Source organism: Oceanibaculum sp. (assembly GCF_022449305.1).
Taxonomy (GTDB): Bacteria; Pseudomonadota; Alphaproteobacteria; order Oceanibaculales; family Oceanibaculaceae; genus Oceanibaculum; species Oceanibaculum indicum.
In genome coordinates this window covers 1-22,977 of sequence record NZ_JAKUSO010000006.1, presented here as the reverse complement: position 1 = coordinate 22,977, position 22,977 = coordinate 1, and the positions used below count along the sequence as shown (strand labels likewise).

Annotated in this window: 22 protein-coding genes; 10 read left to right on the top strand and 12 right to left on the bottom strand. The window is 65.0% G+C overall.

The window, feature by feature from the left end; all coding sequences use genetic code 11:
- Positions 1-16: 16 nt before the first annotated feature.
- The 6 genes from MK313_RS03740 to MK313_RS03715 all read left to right on the top strand — a co-directional run bounded on the left by MK313_RS03740 (position 17) and on the right by MK313_RS03715 (position 5,570).
- On the top strand, positions 17-868 hold the full coding sequence (locus MK313_RS03740; protein ID WP_040706158.1) for a branched-chain amino acid ABC transporter permease: 852 nt from the start codon (positions 17-19) through the stop codon (positions 866-868).
- Positions 865-1,830, top strand: a complete 966-nt coding sequence (locus MK313_RS03735) for a branched-chain amino acid ABC transporter permease (RefSeq protein WP_121216839.1) — start codon at positions 865-867, stop codon at positions 1,828-1,830. Before MK313_RS03740 ends, MK313_RS03735 begins: the two co-directional genes overlap by 4 nt.
- A complete protein-coding gene (locus tag MK313_RS03730; RefSeq protein ID WP_287780162.1) occupies positions 1,827-2,597 on the top strand; it encodes an ABC transporter ATP-binding protein in 771 nt (256 codons plus the stop codon). The genes MK313_RS03735 and MK313_RS03730 overlap by 4 nt, the downstream gene beginning before the upstream one ends.
- On the top strand, positions 2,590-3,306 hold the full coding sequence (locus MK313_RS03725; protein WP_287780161.1) for an ABC transporter ATP-binding protein: 717 nt from the start codon (positions 2,590-2,592) through the stop codon (positions 3,304-3,306). The genes MK313_RS03730 and MK313_RS03725 overlap by 8 nt, the downstream gene beginning before the upstream one ends.
- A 294-nt stretch (positions 3,307-3,600) precedes the next feature.
- Positions 3,601-4,722, top strand: a complete 1,122-nt coding sequence (locus MK313_RS03720; protein ID WP_244922187.1) for an amino acid ABC transporter substrate-binding protein — start codon at positions 3,601-3,603, stop codon at positions 4,720-4,722.
- A 20-nt stretch (positions 4,723-4,742) separates the two neighbouring features.
- A complete protein-coding gene (locus MK313_RS03715; RefSeq protein WP_287780160.1) occupies positions 4,743-5,570 on the top strand; it encodes a phytanoyl-CoA dioxygenase family protein in 828 nt (275 codons plus the stop codon).
- Between the two features lie 7 nt (positions 5,571-5,577).
- Here MK313_RS03715 and MK313_RS03710 read toward each other — a convergent pair whose 3' ends face one another.
- Complete coding sequence (locus MK313_RS03710) at positions 5,578-6,312, bottom strand: phosphoribosyltransferase (protein WP_008942819.1); 735 nt, start codon at positions 6,310-6,312, stop codon at positions 5,578-5,580.
- 29 nt (positions 6,313-6,341) lie between these two features.
- Between MK313_RS03710 and MK313_RS03705 the strand changes: the two genes are divergently transcribed.
- A complete protein-coding gene (locus MK313_RS03705; RefSeq protein ID WP_008942820.1) occupies positions 6,342-6,677 on the top strand; it encodes a Rieske (2Fe-2S) protein in 336 nt (111 codons plus the stop codon).
- An 11-nt stretch (positions 6,678-6,688) separates the two neighbouring features.
- Here the strand turns inward: MK313_RS03705 and MK313_RS03700 are convergent, their stop codons facing one another.
- The 5 genes from MK313_RS03700 to MK313_RS03680 are packed head-to-tail and all read right to left on the bottom strand — an operon-like array spanning position 6,689 to position 12,736.
- Positions 6,689-7,825 (bottom strand): DUF1116 domain-containing protein, encoded by a 1,137-nt coding sequence (locus MK313_RS03700; RefSeq protein ID WP_287780159.1) that lies wholly within the window; start codon positions 7,823-7,825, stop codon positions 6,689-6,691.
- A gap of 24 nt (positions 7,826-7,849) precedes the next feature.
- Positions 7,850-8,386: a MarR family winged helix-turn-helix transcriptional regulator gene (locus MK313_RS03695; RefSeq protein ID WP_008942822.1), complete on the bottom strand. Its 537-nt coding sequence runs from the start codon at positions 8,384-8,386 to the stop codon at positions 7,850-7,852.
- A 48-nt stretch (positions 8,387-8,434) separates the two neighbouring features.
- The gene (locus MK313_RS03690; RefSeq protein WP_008942823.1) at positions 8,435-9,568 is read right to left on the bottom strand and encodes a xanthine dehydrogenase family Fe-S subunit; all 1,134 of its coding nucleotides are present in this window, start codon (positions 9,566-9,568) and stop codon (positions 8,435-8,437) included.
- 1 nt (position 9,569) lies between these two features.
- Positions 9,570-10,373 carry an FAD binding domain-containing protein gene (locus MK313_RS03685; RefSeq protein WP_008942824.1) on the bottom strand — a complete coding sequence of 268 codons (804 nt, stop codon included), beginning with the start codon at positions 10,371-10,373 and terminating at the stop codon, positions 9,570-9,572.
- Positions 10,370-12,736 carry a xanthine dehydrogenase family protein molybdopterin-binding subunit gene (locus tag MK313_RS03680; protein WP_287780158.1) on the bottom strand — a complete coding sequence of 789 codons (2,367 nt, stop codon included), beginning with the start codon at positions 12,734-12,736 and terminating at the stop codon, positions 10,370-10,372. Before MK313_RS03680 ends, MK313_RS03685 begins: the two co-directional genes overlap by 4 nt.
- Before the next feature lie 250 nt (positions 12,737-12,986).
- On the opposite strand from MK313_RS03680, the gene MK313_RS03675 reads away from it, so the two are divergent.
- Positions 12,987-14,252 (top strand): amidohydrolase/deacetylase family metallohydrolase, encoded by a 1,266-nt coding sequence (locus MK313_RS03675; RefSeq protein ID WP_287780157.1) that lies wholly within the window; start codon positions 12,987-12,989, stop codon positions 14,250-14,252.
- Between the two features lie 212 nt (positions 14,253-14,464).
- On the opposite strand, the gene MK313_RS03670 is transcribed toward MK313_RS03675, so the two are convergent.
- The 6 genes from MK313_RS03670 to metX form a co-directional block, all read right to left on the bottom strand.
- The gene (locus MK313_RS03670; RefSeq protein ID WP_287780156.1) at positions 14,465-15,043 is read right to left on the bottom strand and encodes a HEPN domain-containing protein; all 579 of its coding nucleotides are present in this window, start codon (positions 15,041-15,043) and stop codon (positions 14,465-14,467) included.
- 369 nt (positions 15,044-15,412) lie between these two features.
- Positions 15,413-16,306, bottom strand: coding sequence for a LysR family transcriptional regulator (locus tag MK313_RS03665; protein ID WP_008942828.1), 894 nt, complete (start codon positions 16,304-16,306; stop codon positions 15,413-15,415).
- Positions 16,307-16,393: 87 nt separating this feature from the next.
- Positions 16,394-17,377 carry a thioredoxin-disulfide reductase gene (gene trxB, locus MK313_RS03660; RefSeq protein WP_008942829.1) on the bottom strand — a complete coding sequence of 328 codons (984 nt, stop codon included), beginning with the start codon at positions 17,375-17,377 and terminating at the stop codon, positions 16,394-16,396.
- Between the two features lie 240 nt (positions 17,378-17,617).
- A complete protein-coding gene (locus MK313_RS03655) occupies positions 17,618-19,114 on the bottom strand; it encodes a M10 family metallopeptidase (RefSeq protein ID WP_287780155.1) in 1,497 nt (498 codons plus the stop codon).
- A 78-nt stretch (positions 19,115-19,192) separates the two neighbouring features.
- Positions 19,193-19,825 (bottom strand): methionine biosynthesis protein MetW, encoded by a 633-nt coding sequence (gene metW, locus MK313_RS03650; protein WP_287780202.1) that lies wholly within the window; start codon positions 19,823-19,825, stop codon positions 19,193-19,195.
- A complete protein-coding gene (gene metX, locus MK313_RS03645; RefSeq protein WP_287780154.1) occupies positions 19,825-21,018 on the bottom strand; it encodes a homoserine O-acetyltransferase MetX in 1,194 nt (397 codons plus the stop codon). Before metX ends, metW begins: the two co-directional genes overlap by 1 nt.
- Positions 21,019-21,180: 162 nt before the next feature.
- Here metX and MK313_RS03640 point away from each other — a divergent pair, with 162 nt between their 5' ends.
- Entirely contained in the window at positions 21,181-22,008 is an 828-nt protein-coding gene (locus tag MK313_RS03640; RefSeq protein WP_287780153.1) for a chorismate mutase, read from the top strand.
- A 76-nt stretch (positions 22,009-22,084) separates the two neighbouring features.
- Complete coding sequence (locus MK313_RS03635; RefSeq protein ID WP_287780152.1) at positions 22,085-22,963, top strand: pyridoxal phosphate-dependent aminotransferase; 879 nt, start codon at positions 22,085-22,087, stop codon at positions 22,961-22,963.
- Positions 22,964-22,977 lie beyond the last annotated feature (14 nt).

Below are 22,977 nucleotides of genomic sequence, written 5' to 3'. Positions count from 1 at the left end.
CCCGGCCGTGGATTTCATGCAAATACTCGTCAACGGCATCGTGCTGGGGGCGCTCTACGCCTGCATCGCCGTCGGCTTCTCGCTGGTCTGGGGCGTGCTGAATGTTATCAACATGCTGCACGGCTCCTTCATCATCCTGGGCGGCTATCTGACCTTCTTCGCCTGGTTCCACCTGAAGATCGACCCGGTGCTGGCGCTGCCCGTCGTCGCCCTCATCCTCTATGGCGTGGGTTTCGCGCTGCAGTACCTGTTCATCAACAAGGTGGTGACGGCGCCGGTGCTGACGACGCTGACGCTGACCTTCGGCCTCGACATGATCCTCTATAACCTGATGACGGTGTTCTTCACCGCCACGCCGCGCCGCGTGACGCTGGATCTGGGCAGCGCCGAGGTGCTGGGCGTGGTCATGCCGATGGACCGGCTGCTGGGCATGGCGCTGGCCTTCGTGCTGACCGGCATCCTGTATCTCGTCATGCGCGGCTCGCGCATCGGCCGCGCCATCGTCGCCGTGCGCATGGACCGCCAGGCCGCCGCACTGATGGGCATCCAGGTGAACCGCATCTACGCCATCACCTTCGGCATCGGCGCGCTGATGGCCGGCGCCGCCGGCGCGGTCTTCGCCATGGTGTTCCCGGTGACAACGAACCTGACCGGCGCCTTCCTCGGCAAGGCCTTCGTGATCTGCGTCATCGGCGGGCTGGGCAGCGTGCCCGGCGCGCTGGTCGGCGGCATCGCGCTCGGCATCATCGAGAGCTTCGCCGGCTATCTGATCGGCCCGCAGCACGCCATCACGCTGGGCTTCGTGATCATGCTGGTGCTGCTGATCGTCCGCCCGACCGGCCTGGTCGGCGTGAAGGGGTACGAATGATGACCGGCTCTCGCTTGCGCTACGCTCTGCTGGCGGCCTGGATCGTGCTGCTGGCGGCCACGCCGCTGTTCGCCGACAACTACACCGTGCGCATCGCCATCACGGTGGCGATGTACTCGGCGATGGCGCTGTCCTGGAACTTCATCGGCGGCTTTGCCGGCTATCCCTCCTTTTCCACCGCCGCCTTCTTCGGGCTGGGCTGCTATGTCGGCGCGCTGGCGCAGCGCAACGGCGTGCCGCTGGTGCTGGCCTGGACGCTGGCAACGATCTTCGTCACCGCCTTCGCCGTGGCGCTGGGCGCGATCATCCTGCGCCTGAAGGGCCATTACTTCGCCATCGGCTCCATCGCGGTGGTCGAGGTGGTGCGCCTCGTCATCTCCTCCTGGGGCAGCCTGACCGGCGGCGGCGACGGGCTGAACGTGCCGCTGCTCTCCGGCGGGCCGGACCGGGTGGCGGCCACCGTGCTGTACGTCATGCTGGCGGTCATGCTGGCCGCCTTCGTGGCGACCGTGCTGGTGGACCGCGCGCGGCTGGGCTTCGGACTGCGCTGCATCAACCAGAATGAGGATGCTGCCGACATGGTGGGCATCGACACCACGCGCTACAAGATCATGGGCTATGCGCTGTCCGCCCTGTTCTGCGGCACGGTGGGGGCGATCTACGCCTCCTGGGTCGGCTATATCGACCCGACCGACAGCTTCTCCATCCTGCTCACCGTGAAGGTGCCGGTGATGGTGCTGCTGGGTGGCGCCGGCACTGTGTTCGGCCCGGTCGTCGGGGCCGGCCTGTTCGTGCTGCTGGAGGAGTTCTTCTGGGCGAACTTCCTGGAATGGAACCGTGCCATCCTGGGCGGCATCATCGTGTTCCTGATCTTCTTCCTGCCGGGCGGCTTCCTGAAGCTGGACTACCGCAAGCTGCTGCGCCGCATCGGCATCCCGGCCAAGCAGGGAGGGGCGGCATGACCGAGATCCTGCGTCTGGAGAATGTCTCCAAGGCCTTTGGCGGCATCCATGCCGTGAACGATGTCTCCTTCACCTTGCAGGAAGGCGAGATCGTCGGGCTGATCGGCCCGAACGGTGCCGGCAAGACAACGCTGGTGAACCTGATCACCGGGGTGCATCCGCTGACCTCCGGCAAGGTGGTGTTCGCCGGCACCGATGTCAGCCGGCAGAAACCCTTCCAGGCGGCCCGGCGCGGCCTCGCCCGCACTTTCCAGATCGTCCAGCCCTTTCCGGAGATGAGCGTTCTGGAGAATGTCGCCGCCGGGTCGCTGTTCGGCGGCGGGCGCGGCGGCATGGCGGAGGCGATGCAGGCCGCCCGCGACGAGCTGGCCTTTGTCGGGCTGGATCATGTCGCGGAGCAGCCGGCGGCGCTGCTGAGCCTGCCCAACCGCAAGCGGCTGGAACTGGCCAAGAGCCTGGCCATGAAACCCAAGGTGCTGCTGCTGGACGAGGTGAATGCCGGGCTGAACGCGGCGGAGATCGACGGCGCGCTGGAGCTGATCCGCAAGATCGCCGCACGCGGCATCACCATCATCCTGATCGAGCATCTGATGAAGGTGGTGCTGTCGATCTCCCAGCGTATCCTGGTGCTGCATCATGGCGAACTGATCGCACAGGGCGATCCGCAGGCTGTCGTCAATGATCCGCGTGTGGTGGAGGCCTATCTGGGCGCCAAGTTCGCCGCGCGCTTCGCAACACCGATCGCCGAAGGGGCAAGCAATGGCTGACGCCTTCCTGACCATCGACAAGCTGCAGTCCGGCTATGGCGACGTGCAGGTGCTGTGGGACATCTCGGGCGCTGTCGAACGCGGCGGCATCACCTGCATCGTGGGCTCCAACGGCGCCGGCAAGACCACCCTGCTGCGCACCATCTCGGGCCTGCTGAAGCCGCGCGGCGGCAGCATCAAGCTGGACGGGGAGGAGATCGGCGGCCTCGCCCCCGACGGCATCCTGACGCGCGGCGTTGCCCATGTGCCGGAGGGCAGGCGCCTGTTCAAGGGGCTGACCGTGCAGGACAATCTTCTGCTCGGCGCCTATCTGCGGCGCGACCGGCCGGAGATCGAGTCGGACCTAAACTTCGTCTATGACATGTTCCCGATCCTGAAGGAGCGCCGCAAGCAGGACGCCACCACCCTGTCCGGTGGTGAGCAGCAGATGTGCGCCATCGGCCGGGGATTGCTGTCGCGCCCGAAGCTGCTGATGATCGACGAGCTGTCGCTCGGCCTCGCCCCCCGGCTGGTCGAGAAGCTGGGCGAGGCGCTGATCGAGATCAACCGTACCGGCCTCACCATCCTGCTGGTCGAGCAGGACGTGCTGACCGCCTTCGAGATCGCCCGCCACGCCTTCGTCATCGAAACCGGCAGGGTCTCGATGGCCGGCACCACGGCAGAACTGGGCGAGAACCCGAAGATCCGCGAAGCCTATATGGGCATGTGAAGCGCCTGCCCTTTTCCTGGGCGGCCGCTGCCGATTTTCGCGGCGGCCAGCCTGCTCCAGATGCGCTGAAAATAATGTCATGGCGCATATAACTGTTGTAATTACTACATATTCTCTAATTGAATAATTTGGCATGCATATTGCTGATTTCTCCCTACCGCGATTCCGCGGCCACTCTGGAGAAAGGCACGCACGATGCACGCACGCGCAGCACACCCGATCCGCAGGGGCGCCGCCCTCTTCCGCACTCTTGCCCTGACAGGCGCCCTGACCGTTGCGCTTGCCGGTGCTGCCATGGCCGCGGACACCATCCGCATCGGATCGCCGCTGGCGCTGACCGGCGCGCTGGCCGCCGAGGGCAGCAAGCAGAAGCTGGCCTACGATCTGTGGCTGGAGCGCGTGAATGCCGCCGGCGGCATCCAGGTCGGCGGCAAGAAGCTGCCGGTCGAACTCGTGACCTATGACTACCAGACCGACGGCAAGCGCGCCGGGCAGCTCGCCGAGAAGCTGATCACCGACGACAAGGTGGATTTCCTGACGGCACCCTTCGGGTCGGGCCACACCAAGATCACCGCCGCCGTCGCCGAGCGCTATGGCGTGCCGATTATCGCCGTCGCCTCGTCCGAGCCGGTGCACGACCAGGGCTTCAAATACCTGTTCGGCACGCTCGCCCCGTCCAGCGGGCTGATCGACGGCATGCTGTCGCTGTTCAAGCAGACCAAGCCGGACCTGAAGAGCATCGCCATCCTGGGCCGCGATGACGTGTTCCCGAAGATCATGGCCAGCCTGATGGCCAAGGGGGCGGAGAAGGCCGGGCTGAAAGTCGCCTATAACGAGCTGTATCCCGTCGGCACCATGGACCATGCCACGGCGCTGACCAGCATGAAGTCGGCCGCGCCCGACTGGATCTACGTCACCGGCTACACCGCCGATTTGATCCTGGTAACCAAGCAGATGAACGATCTGGGCGTGAAGGCGCCGATCGTGACCATGATCACCGGCCCCGCCTACAAGGAATATGCCGAGACGCTGGGCCCGCTGGCGGAGAATGTGACCAGTGCCTCCTGGTGGCACTATTCCGCCGTCTATGAAGGCGATGATGTGTTCGGTTCGACCAAGGCCTTCTACGACGCCGTGGTCAAGGCCTCCGGGCAGGAGCCCGACTATGTCCATGCCTCCTCCGCCGCTGCGCTGATCGTGCTGCAGAAAGCCATCGAGAAGGCCGGCACGCTGGACCGCGAGGCCGTGCGCAAGGCGCTCAGCGAGATCGACATCAAGACCTTCTACGGGCCGATAAAGTTCCGCGCCGACGGGCTGAACGATAACCGCAACCTGCCGATCATCCAGATCCAGGATGGCAAGCCGGTGGTTCTTGCCCCCGCCGACATCGCCTCAGCCAAGATGAAGCTGAACTGAGCGCCGGAAAGGAAACGATCATGTCCGGCAAACTGACCGAAGCCGAAGTCGAGCATTTCAATACTCAGGGGTATTTCGTGAAGAAGCGCGCCATCTCCGCGGCCCACGCTGCGGACTGCCGCGCCCGCATCGAGGCCTTTGAGGAAGCGCTCGGCGAGGACTGCAATGTCCGCATGAAGATCAAGGCGCATCTGGTATCGCCCTGGATGACCGATCTCGCACGCCACCCGCTGATCCTGGATGCGGTGGAATCCCTGCTGGGGCCGGACATATTGCTGTTCGGCTCCTCCATGTTCGCGAAGGCGGCGAAGAGCAGCAAGTTCGTGTCCTGGCATCAGGATTCCGCCTATTACGGGCTGGAACCGAACGATTCGGTAACGGTCTGGCTGGCCTTCACGCCCAGCAACAAGGCGAATGGCTGCCTGCGCGTGCTGCCCGGCTCCCATCTCGGCCCCCAGAATGAGCATGAAGAGCCCTACGATCCGCAGAACCTGCTTGCGCGCGGCCAGACCATCCACGGGCTGGACGACGACAAGGCTGCCTATCTGGAGCTGGAGCCCGGCGAATTCTCCATCCACCATGTGCGCACCGCCCATGGCAGCCTGGGCAATTTCACCGGCGACCGCCGGATCGGGCTCGCCTTCTTCTATATCGGCGCGCATGTCGCCTCGACCCTGGGCCGGCGCACGGCGCTGAAGGTGCGCGGCGAGGACCGCCATAATCACTGGGACGACGATCCGGTGCCGCGCATCGACCTCGATCCGCGCTCGCTGCAGTTCCTCACCGATATGTGGAGCCGCTATCAGAGCAAGGACATCCAGCAGGCCGCCAAGGCCGGCCGGGTCTAGGCTAGGCCTACTCTGCCAGCGTGCCGGGGATGGGCGCCCAGCCGCCCTCCACCCGCTCGAACACCGGGGCGGAAAAGGCACTGTGCACCATGCCGGCAAGGGCCGGGTCGCGCTCGTTCAGACGGGCGCGCCAGGCCACGCCCTGCTTCATCGCCACAACAATCCCGGCAATCGTGCAGTCCAGCCGTTCCAGCAGCGACAGTACCGACAGCAGCGTGGTGCCGCTGGACACCGCATCATCCACCACCGCGACCCGCCGGCCCTTCAGGCGCGGCAGCATGTTGGGGTCGATGAAGACGGATTTGCGGCCGCCGGGGCTGGTGATCGAATGCACCGGCTCCGACAATTCGTCGCGGTACCAGAATTTCCGCGAATAGCCGAGCGGCACGAAATTGGGGTGGCCCAGAAGCCGCGCCACGGTGGGTGCGAAGACCAGCCCCAGCGTCGGCACACCGATGACCAGATCAGCCCCGATGGCGCGCGCCTTGTCCGCCATGTGGCCGGCCAGCACCTCGGTCACCGCGAAGCTGGCCTGATTGGCGATCAGTGAGGCAACGGCCCGGCCGCCATCCGGCAGCCGGCGCAGCGGCAGCACCAAGATGCGCCCATCCGGCAATAGCGCCGGATAGCCATAGCGGTAAGGCGCAACCACCTGCCCTGCCGGATCATCTGCTGGCAGGATTTCCTGCCAGAAACCGGTGGTCGGCTTGACGTAATCGTCCTGCTCGGGCGGGATGCTCATGATGGTTTTCCGGAAGAGGTGAAAAGTCGATGCAAGTGCCGGCAGGCTGGCAGGTTGCGGCGCGGCTGGAGGCGCTGGAGGATGGCGTGGCGAAGGATGTGCTGATCGCCCGGCAGCTCGTGCTGCTGCTGCGCGAGGGCGGCGAGGTGCTGGCACTGCAGGGCTCCTGCCCGCACCAGTTCGCCCGGCTGGCGCAAGGGCAGATCGTCAAGGGCTGGATCGAATGCCCGCATCACCGCGCGCGCTTTCGGCTCAGCGACGGGGTCTGCGGTTCCGGCTGGAAATTGCCGCCGCTGAAGCGCTATGCGACGAAACTGCATGAGGGGGTGGTCCTGCTGCCCGATCCGCTGGTGCCGCTCAGCTAGCCTACCGGCCCCTAGCCGGCTGGCCAGGGTGCCACGCCGCGCCCGACCAGCCCCTCCGTCCCGCTGGCCCCGACCATGCCGAGCATGATGCCGAGGCAGGCGCGCGACCGGGCAAGGTCCAGCCCCAGCTTCAGCCCCGGGAAGGGTAGCGCCGGGTGCGGGCCGATGAAGGCATCATGCGCGGCCTCGGTGAAATAGGCATCGTCCACATGGCCCTTCAGCCCGGCGAGATCGGGCGCGAAACGCAGGCAGGCGGCGCCGAAGCCGGCGGCATCGATCACCGCGCTGTCGCCGATGGCGGGCAGCGCCTCCGCACTTTCCTGCATCTTCGGGCCGATGGGGCGGTTTGCCGGCCGGATGATCCAGCGCTCCGGTTCCGAGGCCAGCTTGTAGCCATGGTCGATGCCATTGCCGCCGCTGGCCACCACCATGCTGCTGCCCGGCACGCCAGCGCCCGCGCCGATCATCAGCGCAGTCGCCGCCATGATCACGTTCAGCACGAACTGGTTGGCCTTCACCAGATAGGCCGCGCTCTCCACTGAGAGCGCCGGCCCAAAGAAGCCGCGCACCGATTCCTGCGCGGCACTGACCCTGCCATGCAGATCATCCCCGCCCTTCAGCCCGGCCGCCAGTACCGGCAGCAGCGGCGATGGCTTCAGGTTGACGGCAAGGTCGGCACCGATGCCGCCGGTCAGACCCCGCAACAGATCAAGGCCGGCGGCCCGCCCGGTGCCGAAGCGCAGGCAGTCCGGCAGTGGCCCGTCATTCAGCGGCGACAGGCGCATCGTCTTCGGGTTGGCCGCGTCCGTAACGGCGAGGCAGTACATGGACGGGCCAACGACAAAGGCCAGCGGCGTAACGAGGCCGATATCCTGCGCCGGCGCCAGGCTGATCGCGCCAGACTCCAGCGCCGCCTGTGCTTCCTTCGTCGTATCCGCCCAGCCTTCATGCTGGATCGCGGCCAGCACGCTGTTCAGGACCGGTGCCGGCAGCTTCCTGCCGGGTGTGAAGGGCGGGCCGGCATGGAACAGCGTCGCCGGCGGCAGGTCGGAGACCAGATCGCGCAAGGGGGCGATGCGGGACAGCACCGGTTCGACGGCCAGAAGCCTTGCATGGGATTCCTGGGTAGCTGGGGACGAACCGGTCACATCTGCCTCTTGGGTTGGGGTGGATCAGTCGGTGGCGGCGTCTCCGTCACCGGTGGGCTCGGTGGCGGAATCCTTGGCCTCAACCAGCCGCGTCATCAGATCGACAAGCTGCGCCTGCTCCGCCGGCGGCAGATCCTCCAGCGTGCGCTGATGCGCGCGTTCGGCCTTGTCGTCGATGCGGTCGAGAAGCGCCCTGCCCTCGTCGGTCAGGCCGGTCAGCCGCACGCGCCGGTCCTTGGTCGAGGTGCGGCGGCGGATCAGCCCGCGCTTGCGCAGCCGTTCCAGGATGTCGGCCATGTTGGTCTTATCGATGGCCACCGCCTTCGCCAACGTGGTCTGATCCACCGGGCCGGTCTGCGACAGAGCGGAGAGCACCGAATACATGATCGGGGTGATCTTCTCCTCGCCGCATTCCTGCAGGAACAGCGCGGTGTGAATCTGGTGCAGCCGGCGGATCAGGAATCCGGGGCGGCGCTGCAGCGCGCCACCGCGCCAGCCGGGCTGCTGAATATCGGTCGGGGTGGCGGACTCCTCCGTCCGCGCTGTCTTGGCGACAGTCATGTTGCTTCCTGCCCTATGGGTGATCGGGCCCACACCATCGGTCACGGATCAGCCCAGCCGCAAGAGGCGTTTCACCGCCGCGACCAAAAGCGCCAGCCCGTTCAGCGGCTTTGACTCCTCTGGCGCGGCCTGTCCGCTGGCGCGCGCGGCGATGTTGGCCGCCACCTCAGACAGGATGCGGTCGGCGATTTCCGCCACCAGCGCCGGCCTACCGAACTGCGCCAGCGGCCCTTTCAACCGGTAGCGCATGGAGAGCTTCAGGCGGGCGGCGGCTTCCCCCTCCGCTGTCAGCGCGAAACGCAGCACCCCGTCCAGGCTGGAGCGGCTGAGCCGGTCACGGCCGCTGCCGGCCACGGTGCCGGCCTGCGCCGCCGCGTCCAGCGTCACCTTTGCCGTGCCGGCGAAGCTGGCCCGCATCGGCCCCAGCGCGACCACACAGCGGCCGCGCACGATGCCGTCCTCCACAGCTCCATCCAGCGAAGCACCGGGAATGCAGGCGACCACGGCGGGAATATCGCTCATAACCGCCCAGACATTGCCGGCAGGGGCGTCCAGCGCGATCTCGCGTGACAATTCCACCCCATCGGCCAGCGCCGCCTCGTCCAGCGGTGGAAGATCGGCAGCAGCTTCATCGGACGGGGCCGTTGTCGGGGCGACCGCGCTACCCGTCGCAGTGCGGCGCTGGCGCGCCAAAGGCTGGAGCGCAGCCTGCGGCGGATCATTGGCCAGCACGTCGCGGATCGCCTCGACGATGCCGGCATAGCCGGTGCAGCGGCAGATATTCCCGGACAATTCCTGGCGGATGCGAGTCTCGTCGGCATTGGGCAGGCGGCGCACGATATCGTAGGCGGTGGCCAGCATGCCCGGCGTGCAATAGCCGCATTGCAGCGCGTGGTGCGCCGTGAAGGCTGCCCGCAGCCGCGCCATCAGCGGATCGGCCTCGAACCCTTCGATGCTGCGCACATCAGCGCCATCGCAGGATGTGGCGAAGGTAATGCAGGACCGCACCGGCCTTCCATCGACATAGAGCGTGCAGGCGCCGCACACGCCCTGCTCGCAGCCCAGATGGGTGCCGGTCAGCAGATGCTCTTCGCGCAGGAAATCGGCGAGATGGGTGCGCGGCTCCGCTGGTTTCGTGACCGTCTCGCCATTCAGCGTCAGGGTGATTTCTTGCAGGCTCATCTCACTTCTCGCCTTTCGCCTGGGCAAGCGCGCGGGTCAGCGCCGTGGCATGCAGCGTCAGTTCCGCTGGCGCGCGGTCCGGCAGTGCCTTGGCCAATGCTTCCATCGGACTCGTCCGCCCCTCGATCAGCGCCGCCGGATCGTCCAGCAACAATGGCTGGCGGCCCAGCGCGCCGACGGCGCAGCGCAGGCCCAGCCCGTCCTGGTCGATCAGTACGGCCGCACTGGCCTTGGCGAATTCCCCGACCTGGCGGCAGAATTTCCAGTAGCCCCACCGTGCCCCCTTCGACGGGCGCGGCAGGATGATCGCAGTCAGCAGCTCGTCGGGTTTCAGCGCGGTCGAGAACGGCCCGGTCAGGAAATCCGCCATCGGCATCTCGCGCGTTCCTGCCGGGCCAGCCAGACGAACGCTGGCGCCCAGCCCGGTCAGCACGATGGGCCAGTCGGCGGCGGGGTCGGCATGAGCGAGGCTGCCGCCGATGGTGCCGCGATTGCGCACCGCGCGGTGGGCGATATTCGCCGCCGCCGCGCGAAGCCAGCCGCCGCTCGGGTCCGGCACCTCGCCATCCTCGATCTCGGCATGAGTGATCGCCGCGCCCAGCACGACGGCTTCTGGCGTCTCCTCAACCGCGCGCAGCTCCGGCAGCAGGGCGATATCGGCCAGATGGCCCGGACGGGCGAGCCGCAGATTCAGCATCGGCCCCAGCGACTGGTTGCCGGCCATCGGCTTGGCGCCTTCCGCCAGCAGCGAGAGCGTGCCGGCGAGGTCGGCGGCGGACAGGTAGTCGAACCGGGCGGGCTTCATTCGGCGGCCATCTTCGGCTGCGCCTCGGCCAGCGCGCGCAGCACACGCTCCGGCGTCAGCGGAATTTCGTTCACGGCAGCACCCAGCGGGGCCAGCGCGTCATTCACGGCGTTCGCAATGGCCGCTGGCGGGCCGATGGCGCCGCTCTCGCCGATGCCCTTCTGGCCGAAGCGGCTGATCGGCGACGGGGTTTCCATATGCAGGATGCGAATCGGCGGGATGTCGGCCGCCACCGGCAAATGGTAATCCGCCAGGGTGGAGGCCAGCGGCTGGCCGGCCGCGTCGAACGGCATCTCTTCGAACAAGGCGGTGCCGATGCCCTGGACCGTGCCGCCATAGACCTGGCCGTCCACGATCATCGGGTTCAGCATGGTGCCGGCATCCTCGACGATCACATAATCCAGCAGCTGGATATGGCCGAGCGAAAGGTCGACGCTGACCACCACGGCGTGGCAGGCATAGGAGAAGGTGCCGGTGTCGCGCACCGTCTTGTAGCCCTCCGTCGCCTCCAGCCCGCGCGGATCGACATCGTCGGGCAGCAATTGCGGCTTGCGGTACCAGGTCGCCGCCACCTCCTCAATGGAAATCTGGCTTGACCCGGCGCGCGCGAATCCGTCCGCCAGCACCACATCCTCCGGCTTTGCCTGCATCAGGTGCGCGGCGATCTTGCGCATTCGCTCGCCCAGCGCGGCGCAGGCGGTGCCGGTGGCGCCGCCGGCCATGACGGCACAGCGCGACCCCCAGGTGCCGGTCGAATAGGGCGTGTAGGCGGTATCGCCATGTACGACCTTCACCTTCGCCGGATCGACTCCGATCTCGTCATGGGCGATCTGCGCCAGCGTGGTTTCCAGCCCCTGCCCGTGGCTGTGCACGCCGACGCGCAGCTCCAGCCCGCCATCGGGGGTGAGGCGCGCCGTCGCCTGCTCGAAGCCCGGCACCATCGGAATGCCCCAGCCATGATAGACCGAGGTGCCATGCGCCCCCTGCTCGCAGAACAGCGCGAAGCCGAGGCCGATGCGCGTGTTGCCGGCGGCCTCTGCCTGGCGCTTGCGCACGGCGGGAATGTCGATGGCCTCCACCGCGCGGCGCAGCGCTTCGGGATAGTCGCCGCTGTCGAAATATTTGTTGGTGATGTTGGTGAAGGGCATCTGGTCCGGCCGTACCAGATTGCGCCGCCGGATCTCCTCCTGGCTGATGCCCAGCTCGCGCGCAAGGCCATCCAGCGTGAGTTCCAGCGCGAAGCACACGCCGGTGCGCGCCACGCCGCGGAACGGCAGAATCGGCGGCTTGTTGGTCGCCGCCGCCATGGTGGTGCAGCGGAAGCCGCGCATCTGGTAGGGGCCGGGCAGGATGCTGGGCACCTGCGCCGCCTCCAGGCAGGCCGAGAAGGGATAGATCGAATAGGCGCCGGAATCGACGATAGCCTTGCAATCGACCGCCAGCAGCTCGCCATCGGCGGCGGCATATCCGGTGATCTCGTAGGAATGTTCGCGGCAATTGGCATTGCCGGTCAGATGTTCGCGGCGGTCCTCCAGCCAGCGGATCGGCCGGTCCAGTTTCATCGCCAGATAGCCGGCGCACACCTCCTCCGCCAGCAGGATCCCCTTGTAGCCGAAGCCGCCACCGACATCGGGGGCGACGATGCGCACCTGCCCCTGATCGAGGCCCAGACATTCGGCGAGGCCGGTGCGCACCACATGCGGCATCTGCGTCGCCGAATGCAGCGTCAGCATCTCCAGATTGCGGTCCCAGACCGCCAGCACGCCGCGCCCTTCCAGCGGCGCCATGCATTGCCGCGCGGTGCGGTAGCGCCGCGTGACCACGGCGGCGGCATCCTTCACCGCTGCCTCGAAGCCGATATCGACGGCGGATTCAAGGAAGGCATTGCGGTCCCAGTGCTCGTGCAGCAGCGGCGCGTCGGCATCGCACGCCCTGGTCATGTCGTGGACCGCCGGAAGCTCCTCGAAATCCACCTCGACCAGCTCCGCCAGATCCTCGGCCAGCGCGCGCGTCTCGGCCAGGCAGGCGGCAATCGGCTCGCCGACATGGCGTACCTTGCCCTCCGCCAGGATCGGCTGCACCGATCCCCGGAAACCGGGCAGGCCGGAATCGGCGCGCATGCCCTTCACGCCGATCAGATCGGCAACGGTATAGATGTGCTGGGCGCCGTCTTCAGGCTTGTCGATGCGGCGGATGCGGGCATGCGCCAGCGGGCTGCGCAGGAAGGCCATTTCCAGCATGCCGGGCAGCTTCATGTCGCCGACATAGCGCCCACGCCCGCGCAGGAAACGGTCATCCTCGCGCCGCGGCAGCCGCGCGCCGATGCCTTTTCCGATCCCGCTCTTCCCGGACTCCGTCCCCATCGCGGCCCCCTTTCGGCCCCAATCCAGAATCGATCCATCCGGCCTGGCGCGGCAGTTGCCGCATCCCTGTCCCTAACACTTTTTTTACGCGCTGTTTCGCCTTGACAGCACAGGACTGCTAGCACAGCTTTTGAGAAAGAGTTTAAGTACAACGATCCGTATTACAACTTTTTTCCGAAGCGCCGGCTGACCGGGCCATCAGAAAGGCCTGCCCCCCGTGCCTTCGCCCGCAGCCAGCGAGGAGATTTCGATGAGCGAGCAGCCGGTGTACGACACGCTGATCCTGAACGGCACGGTGATCGACCCCGCCGCCGGCCGCAACGGCCGCTTCGACATTGCCGTGCAGGGCGGCAAGATCGCCGCCATCGCCCCTGACCTGTCGCAGGCCCGCGCGAAGGAGAAGATCAACGCCGCCGGCCTGCTGGTGCTGCCCGGCATGATCGACACCCACGCCCATGTCTATCAGCATGTCACCGGCAAGTTCGGCCTGAACCCGGACATGGTCGGCGTGCGCTCCGGCGTGACCACGCTGATCGACCAGGGCGGCCCCAGCTGCATGACCATCGGCGGCTTCCGCCATTATGTGTCGGAGCCGGCGGCCAGCCGTGTGCTGTGCTTCATCTCCGCCTATCTGGTGGGTGGGCTGGAAGGCCATCTCTACCCCGATCTCTATGGCCCGAACGGCGTGAATGTCGAGCATACGGTGCGGGTAGCACAGCAGAACCCGGACCTGGTGAAGGGCATCAAGGCGCATGCCGAAATCGGCGGCCAGTCGCGCTGGGGCATCGAGGTCATCAAGCTGGGCAAGCAGATTTCCAGCCGGCTGGACCTGCCGCTCTACATCCATCTGGGCCAGCTCTGGCCGACCGCTGACTCAGCCCCCATCCCTGACCCGGACGAGCTGATCCGCGAGCTGGTGCCGATCATGCAGCCGGGTGACATCCTGGCCCACCCCTTCACGCGGCATCCGGGCGGCTTCGTCTCGGAGAGCGGCGAGGTGCATCCGATTCTGCTGGAGGCGGTAAATAATTGCGGCGTGCGCGTCGATGTCGGCCATGGCTCGCATTTCAGCTTCGCCGCCGCGCGCAAGGTGCTGGAGGCCGGCGTGGTGCCCTTCACGCTGGGTGCGGACATGCATGGCTATAACGTGCAGGTACCGAACTCGAACGAGGATAGCGACCGCACCAGCAACCCGTTCTTCGGCGTCGCCCCCTTCAACCTGACCATCGCCATGACGGAACTGCTGCATCTGGGCCTGTCGCTCGAACAGGTGGTGGCGATGGTGACGGCCAATCCGGCGACGATGCTGCGCATGGAGGACAGCCTGGGCACGCTGCAGCCGGGCCGCGAGGCCGATATCAGCGTGCTGAAGATGGAGACCGGCCGCTTCCGCCTGTCCGACAATACCGGCGAGGAAGTGGTGAGCGAGAAGCTGCTGCGCCCAATCTTCTGCCTGCGCGCCGGCACGCGCTTCGACGCCGATTCCTTCTTCGTGCCGGACGCGATTGCGGCGTGAGAGGAAGGCGCCAAGGCCGGTCTTGGCAGATCCGCCGCCATTCAATTTTGACGTCAACCAACCAATGCTTTTGTCACCCCCGGGCTTGACCCGGGGGTCCAGGGGCCACAGGCCGAAACGATACAAGCAAAGCGCCGCCCCTGGATTGCCGGGTCAAGCCCGGCAATGACAAGGGAAAGATCGGAATTTGACCTCAATCACTATTATAAATCCTATGGCTCGCTACCTTCTCGGCCCCCATGAGAAAAGAAAGTGATTCCATAGGGTTTATTTGGCCCAAGTTCTTTTAAGTAGGCCTTGAAAATAGCTGATTTTGTCGCCCTATCCAAAACGGCAACCAATTCCATCAAGTCCTTAGAGCTTAACGCCTCTAATATCTGTATATCTGGATAACGAAATATTATGCTGTATTCATTTAGATGATGCATTAGCACTGGCATATCGTAGCCAGGAACAATCAGGCCATTTTCCTTTGCTTCAACCCATAGACACTCAAGACAATGCCGCATCTTAGTCGCCAAGACATTTGCTTCAATGCCTTTTGCGAGCAAATAAGCCTTCAGGAATAATTCGACTGCATGCGAAATAGCAAAATATGCGGGCTGCCGAAGGTTGTTTTCTTCAGAGTCGAATAGCTTTTTAGCCGCATCTGCATAGGCAAGCGCTGAAGTTCTATGGCGGTTGGCAGAAATCCCCTGTGGCAGTTTCTCCGGCTTATAACCGTCATTGTGCGGGCATCTTTTCTTCATGCTGCCTGCCCCTGCATAATCGGCCCGATAGTCATCGATCACCAAGCATAGCATGCTGCCGCCATTTGGCCCGCAACCTGACGATCAGACAAAAAAAATGCCGGCAATCAGGAGATTGCCGGCAAGTTGAACAGGGAGGCTTCACGTCTGGGAGACGCGGGTTCCGGAGAACCCTGATGCTGCAACGCAACATCGAAGTGACTAAGATTTATGCTCTCGGGTGCCGAAATTCCATGCATAAATTGTCACTCCCGTCATGCAATGCACGCATGACCCTGCCTTAAGTGTTGCAAAAACATTAATACGAAATGCTTCCAAACCTGAGGCAGGCGATACCGCGTCACCGGCATCTGAAAAGGAAAACGGCGGGATCGGCGTTCCGTTCCCGCCCTTTTGCGACTTTCCGCGATGTTAGAATTGCTGGTTGGCGACGTTCTGCAGCAGGAATTCGCGCAGCACGGTGATGCGCTTGGAATTGCGCAGCTCCTCCGGATAGACGAAATAGGCCGGCACCTGCGGCCCCTCGACCTCCGGCAGCACCTGCTTCAGCTCGGTATCGTCGCGCACCATGTAGTCCGGCAATGCTGCGATGCCGATGCCGGTCAGGCAGGCGCGGTAGATCGCGTAGTAATTGTTCACCGTCAGCGCCGGCAGGGTTGCCACGCCGCTCTCGCGCCGCGTCAGATGCAGCAGCCAGTTGGCATCCGGGAAGGGCAGCTGGCTGCGCTCGCCATAGATGATCAGCCGGTGCTTGCCCAGCTCCGCCGCCGTTTTCGGCTCACCGAACTGCTCCAGATAGGCCGGGGCGGCGTAGAGGTGGAAATGGATGTTCATCAGGTGCCGCTGGATCAGGTCCGGCTGGCGCGGCGGCGCCATGCGGATCGCCACATCGGCCTCGCGCATCGAAAGGTCCAGCTCGTTATCGTCCACCAGCAGGGTGACGGCGATTTCCGGATAGGCGTCGATGAAGCTCTTGATGTTCGGCGTCAGCCAGGTCGAGCCGAAGGCCACCGTGGTGGTGATCTTCAGCGGGCCCTTGGGCTTCTCCCGCCCCTCCGCCAGCATCGCCTCGGTCATCGCCAGCTTGGAGAAGATCTCCCGCGTGGTGCGGTAGAGGATCTCGCCCTGCTCGGTCAGGATCAGGCCGCGCGCATGGCGGTGGAACAGCGGCACGCGCAGCCGCTCCTCCAGCCCGCTGATCTGGCGGCTGACGGCCGACTGGCTCAAATTCAGTGTTTCTCCGGCATGCGTGAAGCTGCCGGCTTCCGCTACCGCGTGGAAGACGCGCAGTTTATCCCAATCCATAATCGGATGATGACGACCTGATTACAGGAACGCAACAGAATCCGTTGCGCCCCAAGGGGTTGGCGGGATGGCCGCGCGCGCTTTTGGCTATTGCGCGGCCACGGTGGCTGCCGGTTCGACGGAACCGTCTTCATGGGCCGCCAGGAAGCGTTCCGCCTCCAGCGCCGCCATGCATCCCATCCCGGCCGCTGTCACGGCCTGGCGGAACACCTTGTCCTTCACATCGCCCGCCGCGAACACGCCGGGAATGCTGGTTGCCGTCGAATCAGGCCGGGTGATGATATAGCCTTCAGAATCCATGTCCAGCTTGCCCTTGAACAGGCTGGTCGCCGGATCATGGCCGATGGCGACGAAGAAGCCGTCGGCGGAAAGCGTGCGTTCGGTCCCGTCCACCGTGCTCTTCAGGCGCAGGCCGGTCACCTGGTTCGGATTCTCGGTGCCCAGCACCTCCTCCACCGTGTGGTTCCAGATCACCTCGACCTTGGGATTGCGGAACAGCCGGTCCTGCATGATCTTCTCGGCGCGCAAGGAATCGCGGCGATGGATCAGCGTCACCTTGCTGGCATGGTTGGTGAGGTAGATCGCCTCCTCCACCGCCGTATTGCCGCCGCCGACGATGGCGACCTCCTTGCCGCGGAAGAAGAAGCCGTCGCAGGTGGCACAGGCGGACACGCCGCCGCCCTGGAACTTCTTCTCCGACTCAAGCCCCAGCCAGCGCGCCTGCGCGCCGGTCGCGATCACCAGCGTCTCGGCGAAATAGACATCGCCGGAATCCGCCGTGGCGCGGAATGGCCGGCGGCTGAAATCCACATCGGTGATGATGTCGAAGATGATCTCGGTGCCGACATGGCGCGCCTGCGCCTCCATCTGCTCCATCAGCCAGGGGCCCTGGATGACGTCAGCGAAACCCGGATAATTCTCCACATCCGTGGTGATGGTCAGCTGCCCGCCCGGCTGCAGCCCCTGCACCATGATCGGGCTGATATTGGCGCGCGCGGCATAGATGGCAGCGGTGTATCCGGCCGGGCCGGACCCGATGATGAGGAGCTTCGTGTGCTTTTCCGTGGGCATGTTCGCAACCTTGATGGGGGATTACCCCCAACATAGGCGGACTGGCCGCAGGAGACAACAAGGCGGGGGTATGTTCCGACCAGGAATCAGTGCCGCTCGCTTACAGATATGTCATTGCCGGGCTTGACCCGGCAATCCAGAGCCACGGACTGAAACACTTCAGGCAAAGCGCCGCCCCTGGACCCCCGGGTCAAGCCCGGGGGTGACAGAAAGGCAAGGATCGCTTCACAGAAACAGTAATCACACGAACAGGTTGCCTGCCAGGAAATCGCCTGTGTCGAGTGCCGAGACGCCCAGCACGGTGACGGTCGCACCGGTAATCGTGAACTGCACCCCGCCGTCGATTGCCTGCTGGCCGGCCAGCGCTGTCTCGACCTCAGCCAGCGTCACATTCTGCACGGCGATGCGGTCGATCCCGTCCTCGAAATCCTCGATGCGCGGACGTAGGTTGGCGCCGGGATAGCGTGAATCAAAGCCGCGCACGACGAACACGTCCGAGCCGCTGCCGCCGATCATGGTGTCGGTGCCAAGACCGGCATAGATCGTGTCGTTGCCGGCCCCGCCATCGATGGAATCGAGGCCCTTGCCGGCGCGCAGCTCGTCATTGCCGGCACCGCCCAGGATGGTGTCGCCCTGGTTGCCGCCATTCACGTAATTGTTCCCGCCGCCGGTCACGTCGATATAGTCGCTGCCCAGCCCGGCGACGATGGAATCGCTGCCCGCCCCGCCGATGATGACATTGCCGGCATCATTGCCGGTGATGGTGTCGTTGCCGCTGCCGCCGGTCGCGTTTTCGATCAGAACGCCTTCCGCGATCCGAACGGTTTCACGCTGGGAAAGCTGATCGCCCTCCCCGGTATAAATTGTCAGTGGGCTGCCAAGTTCGCTCCATGCACCGGCGCGCAGATCGATGACCGCCGCACTGGTCCCGGTGAAGACGATGGTATCCGTCCCGCCGCCATCCCAGATGGTTTCGTAATAATTCTGACCCGCCGCATAGCTGTAGGTCGTGGCGCCAGCATTGAACGACGTGTTCGCGCCGTAGAGATACTGGATCGCCAGAATGTCGTAATACATCGGCGTCGTGGCTTCGAAATCGATCTGGCTGCTCTGATCGCCATTCCAGGCACTGTAGGACATTACGCTATTGCCGTAATAATCCTCCCCCGCCGCCAGCACCGTGCCGCTGCCACTATCGTCGAAGGGATGCTTCAGCCCCAGCGCATGGCCGATCTCATGCACCAGCGTCTGGAAATTGAAGCTGCCCGGCGACCATTCGGTGCTCGTCACATCGTTGGAACTGATCCAGACATCACCGCCAATCGGCGCATCACTCGGCAGGTAGGCGTAGGCGGCCGAGTTTTCCATTTCGTAGCTGGTAAAGGCGAAGCGCAGCGTGCCGACATTGCTGGTGGTCTCGGTGACCTCTACGAACGCGATGTTGGCAACATTGCCCCACAATTCCAGCGCGTCACGCACGGCGGCTTTCTGCTGGTCGTTCAGCTCCGCGAATTCGGCATCCCAAGGCGAGTCAGCCCCGGTGGCAGGCCCGTAGCCCCCATTGGTACTGGTTGACCAATAGGCCGCCTGGTTCGAAAACGGAAAGGAGTAGCTGATGGTGATCGTGCCGGTGCTTGTGCCGCTGCCCCAGACCGGCCCTTCGAGCAGGCTGTTTATGCGGTAATCGTCGCTGAACGCAACTGTCGCGCTTGTTGTGCCTTCGCTTGGTGCCGGCATGATCGCCCCCCTGAGAAAACGAATCCCTGAATAAGCCTATACACCAAGCCGGGAATCGTAACGATAGGGAAGAAGCCCTCAGCCTTCCTTGCTGAGCAGGAAAAGCCCCTGCTCGCCGAACAGGTTGGCGCGCCAGCCGGTGCCGGAGATGCCGGGCAGCGGACGGCCGCCGATATCGAGCGCCAGCCCGCGTTCGATGCGGATGCCGAGGTCCCCGCACAGCTCAACGAAATCGCCGATGGTGCACAGATGGATGTTCGGCGTGTCGAACCAGGCATGCGACAGCGCACCGGTCACCGGCATGCGGCCATGCGTCAGCAGGTGGCGGCGCACCCGCCAGTGCCCGAAATTCGGGAAGGAGACGATGGCATGCTTGCCGATGCGCACCAGCTCCGACAGCACATGCCGGGGATTGTAGGTCGCCTGCAGCGTCTGGCTGAGGATCGCATAGTCGAAGATGCCGGCCGGATAGTCAGCAAGGTCAGTATCGGCATTGCCCTGGATCACCGACAGGCCGCGCGTCACGCAGGCATTCACGCCGGCCTGGCTGATCTCGATGCCGCGACCATCCACCTGCTTCTCGCGCCACAGGAAATCCAGCAGATCTCCATCGCCGCAGCCGATATCCAGCACGCGGCTGTGCGGCACCACCATGTCGGCGATAAGTTGCAGATCGACGCGCAGGGGCGCGGTCCGGGCGGGCGCCTGCATCATGCTAAACCTCTATGCTCGGCGCAGCCCTTCAGGAAGCCGCCCAGCACGGCGAACATCTCGGGCTCGTCCAGCAGGAAGGCGTCATGGCCCTTGTCGCTCTCGATTTCGCAGAAGCTGACATTGGCGGCCACCGCGTTCAGCGCGTGCACCACGGCGCGGCTCTCCGCCGTCGGGAACAGCCAGTCGGAGGTGAAGGAGACGATGCAGAAGCGTGTCTTCGTGTTCTTGAAGGCGTTGCCCAGCACGCCGCCATGCTCATAGGCGAGATCGAAATAATCCATCGCCCGGGTCAGGTAGAGGTAGGAGTTGGCGTCGAACCGGTCCACGAAGCTGGAGCCCTGGTAGCGCAGATAACTCTCCACCTGGAAATCGGCATCGAAGCCGTAGGTGATGGCCTGCCGGTCCTGCAGATTGCGGCCGAACTTGCGGTGCAGCGCCGGTTCCGACAGGTAGGTGATGTGCGCCGCCATGCGCGCCACCGCCAGCCCACGGACCGGCTTCACCTGATGGCTGGTATAGTCGCCGCCGCGCCAGTCGGGGTCGGCGATGATCGCCTGCCGGCCGACCTCGTGGAAGGCGATATTCTGCGCCGAATGACGCGCCGCACCGGCAATCGGGATGGCGCAGAACACCCGCTCCGAATAGCTCGACGTCCATTCCAGCACCTGCATCGCGCCCATCGAGCCGCCGATGACGCAGAACAGCGTATCGATGCCCAGATGGTCGATCAGCCGGGCCTGCGCGCGCACCATGTCGCCCACGGTGATGACCGGCAGGGTCAGGCCATAGGCCTTGCCGGTCGCCGGATCGATGGAGGCCGGGCCGGTCGAACCCATGCAACCGCCCAGCACGTTGGAGCAGATGATGAAATGGCGCGCGGGGTCGAGCGGCTTGCCCGGCCCGATCATGCTGGTCCACCAGCCTTCCTTGCCGGTCACCGGATGCGGCTCGGCACAGAACTGGTCCCCGGTCAGCGCATGGCAGACCAACACCGCGTTGGACCGGTCGGCGTTCAGCGTGCCATAGCTCTGGTAGGCGATGGTGACGGGGGCGAGATCGACGCCGCACTCCAGCTTCAGCGGTGCGTCAGGACCGATGACGAAGCTGTGCCCCGGCAAGGCGCGGCCCTCGGCGCTGACCGGACCGGCCAGCGTATCAGGGGAAGTTTCGGCATTGGTGGCGTTGGCCATGATCCGCTGCACCCGCGAGCCTTGCGAAACAAAAGTGCCGATTGCTACGGACCGCCGGCACTCTCTGTCAATGTTTTCTTTGATTTTGGGTAAGCTGCGGACTAAATCTAGCCGCTTGTCGCAAGCAGCCCTATCACCCTGTGAGTCGCCCCGCGAGTTATAATGACCGTCACCGCCCCGACCATCGACCAGAACGAGCTGGAATCGCTGCGCCGCGAGATCGATGCGCTCGACCGCGAGATGCACACGCTGCTGATGCGCCGGTTCGAGGTGACGGGCCGTGTCGCGGCGCTGAAGCGCAGCCAGCAGAGCGCCAACAACTGGCGGCCGGGCCGGCAGGCGCAGCTGCTGCGGGCGCTGGTCAGCCGGCATAATGGCAGCTGCCCGGATGCGGCACTGGTGCGTGTCTGGCAAGAGATCATGGGTGCTTCGCTGGCGCTGCAGGGCAGCTTCTCGGTCGGTATCTTCGCCGACAAGGCGGGCGAGCTGTGGAACCTGGCGCGCGACCATTTCGGCAGCTACATCGCCATGAGCGAGCAGGACAGCACGGAGGCGCTGGTCGGTGCCCTAGCCGCCGGCGATCTGTCGGTTGCCGTGGTTCCGGCGCCGCGGGAGGGTGAGGCGTCGCCCTGGTGGCTGGCTCTCACGAAGCAGGACGGCCTCCGCGCGGTCGCCCGGCTGCCGCTGTTCGACACGCCGAACCGCCGCGATTCGCAGGGCGGCGATGCCTTTGCCCTGGCCCGCCTGGACGCGGAGGAGACCGGCGACGATTGCACGCTGCTGGCCGTGCTGGGCGATGCGGATGAGGGCGCGCTTCTGGCCGCCCTTGGCGGCGAAGGCCGTGTGCTGGCCGCCGCCAATACGCAGGACGGGCGATGGCGACTGGTCGAGATCGACCGCTTCCTCTCGCCTGACGCCAGCCTTTCCCTGCCTGCCTCCCTCCATCGATATTACCATCTCGGCTGCTACGCGGCGCCCTATAGGGGCTGATACGCACCTTCGCGCCTAGAGATTTTCTTTCCTTACGTCCCGTTCGTTACCTCAACCAGCAACCATCAGGTGTCCCATGTCGCTGCCTCAGCCGCGTCCCGGTGTCCTTACCCTGAAGCCCTACGTCGCCACGCACGGCAAGACGACGCAGCAGCGCGTCATCAAGCTGTCGGCGAACGAAGGCGCGCTCGGCCCCAGCCCGAAGGCTGTCGAGGCCTATAAGGCGATGGCGGGAAACCTGCACCGATATCCCGAGGGCGGTTCCGGCACCCTCGCCCATGCCATCGCGAAGAAGCACGGCCTCGATGAGGCGCGCGTCATCTGCGGCAATGGCTCGGACGAGCTGATCGAGGTCATCGTGAAGGCCTTCGCCGGTGTTGGCGACGAGGTGATCTACACCCAGTACGGCTTCCGCATGTTCCCGATCACCACCCAGTCGCTGGGGGCAACCCCGGTGATGGCGCCGGAGAAGGACTTCAAGGTCGATATCGACGCGATCCTGGAAAAGGTGACGGAGCGCACGAGGATCGTGTTCCTGGCGAACCCGAACAACCCGACCGGCAGCTATAACTCAATCGAGGAAATCCGCAGCCTGCACGCAAGGCTGCCGGAGAACATCGTGCTGGTGCTGGACGCGGCCTATGCCGAGTTCGTCAGCAAGAACGATTATTCCGCCGGCATCGACATTGTGGAAGGCGCGCAGAACGTCATCATGCTGCGTACCTTCTCCAAGCTTTATGCGCTGGCCGGCCTGCGGCTCGGCTGGTGCTATGGCTCGGCCTATCTGATCGACATCCTCAACCGGGTGCGCGGCCCCTTCAACGTGAACCTGGCGGCGCAGGCCGCCGGCATCGCGGCGCTGGAGGACACGGCCTTCCAGGAGAAGGCCCGCGCGCATAACGAGAAGATGGTGCCCTGGACGCTCGATGCCTTTGCCAAGCTGGGGATCGAATGAGTGCCGACGGTCGC

Coding starts and splice junctions, on each gene's coding strand:
- MK313_RS03705 (WP_008942820.1), top strand. CDS start 6,342: ATGCAAGTGCCGGCAGGCTGGCAGGTTGCGGCGCGGCTGGAGGCGCTG.
- MK313_RS03680 (WP_287780158.1), bottom strand. CDS start 12,736: ATGGGGACGGAGTCCGGGAAGAGCGGGATCGGAAAAGGCATCGGCGCG.
- MK313_RS03690 (WP_008942823.1), bottom strand. CDS start 9,568: ATGAGCCTGCAAGAAATCACCCTGACGCTGAATGGCGAGACGGTCACG.
- trxB (WP_008942829.1), bottom strand. CDS start 17,377: ATGCCCACGGAAAAGCACACGAAGCTCCTCATCATCGGGTCCGGCCCG.
- MK313_RS03710 (WP_008942819.1), bottom strand. CDS start 6,312: ATGAGCATCCCGCCCGAGCAGGACGATTACGTCAAGCCGACCACCGGT.
- metW (WP_287780202.1), bottom strand. CDS start 19,825: ATGCAGGCGCCCGCCCGGACCGCGCCCCTGCGCGTCGATCTGCAACTT.
- MK313_RS03655 (WP_287780155.1), bottom strand. CDS start 19,114: ATGCCGGCACCAAGCGAAGGCACAACAAGCGCGACAGTTGCGTTCAGC.
- MK313_RS03685 (WP_008942824.1), bottom strand. CDS start 10,373: ATGAAGCCCGCCCGGTTCGACTACCTGTCCGCCGCCGACCTCGCCGGC.
- MK313_RS03730 (WP_287780162.1), top strand. CDS start 1,827: ATGACCGAGATCCTGCGTCTGGAGAATGTCTCCAAGGCCTTTGGCGGC.
- MK313_RS03740 (WP_040706158.1), top strand. CDS start 17: ATGCAAATACTCGTCAACGGCATCGTGCTGGGGGCGCTCTACGCCTGC.
- MK313_RS03695 (WP_008942822.1), bottom strand. CDS start 8,386: ATGACTGTCGCCAAGACAGCGCGGACGGAGGAGTCCGCCACCCCGACC.
- MK313_RS03640 (WP_287780153.1), top strand. CDS start 21,181: ATGACCGTCACCGCCCCGACCATCGACCAGAACGAGCTGGAATCGCTG.
- MK313_RS03725 (WP_287780161.1), top strand. CDS start 2,590: ATGGCTGACGCCTTCCTGACCATCGACAAGCTGCAGTCCGGCTATGGC.
- MK313_RS03720 (WP_244922187.1), top strand. CDS start 3,601: ATGGCCGCGGACACCATCCGCATCGGATCGCCGCTGGCGCTGACCGGC.
- metX (WP_287780154.1), bottom strand. CDS start 21,018: ATGGCCAACGCCACCAATGCCGAAACTTCCCCTGATACGCTGGCCGGT.
- MK313_RS03675 (WP_287780157.1), top strand. CDS start 12,987: ATGAGCGAGCAGCCGGTGTACGACACGCTGATCCTGAACGGCACGGTG.
- MK313_RS03665 (WP_008942828.1), bottom strand. CDS start 16,306: ATGGATTGGGATAAACTGCGCGTCTTCCACGCGGTAGCGGAAGCCGGC.
- MK313_RS03635 (WP_287780152.1), top strand. CDS start 22,085: ATGTCGCTGCCTCAGCCGCGTCCCGGTGTCCTTACCCTGAAGCCCTAC.
- MK313_RS03735 (WP_121216839.1), top strand. CDS start 865: ATGATGACCGGCTCTCGCTTGCGCTACGCTCTGCTGGCGGCCTGGATC.
- MK313_RS03715 (WP_287780160.1), top strand. CDS start 4,743: ATGTCCGGCAAACTGACCGAAGCCGAAGTCGAGCATTTCAATACTCAG.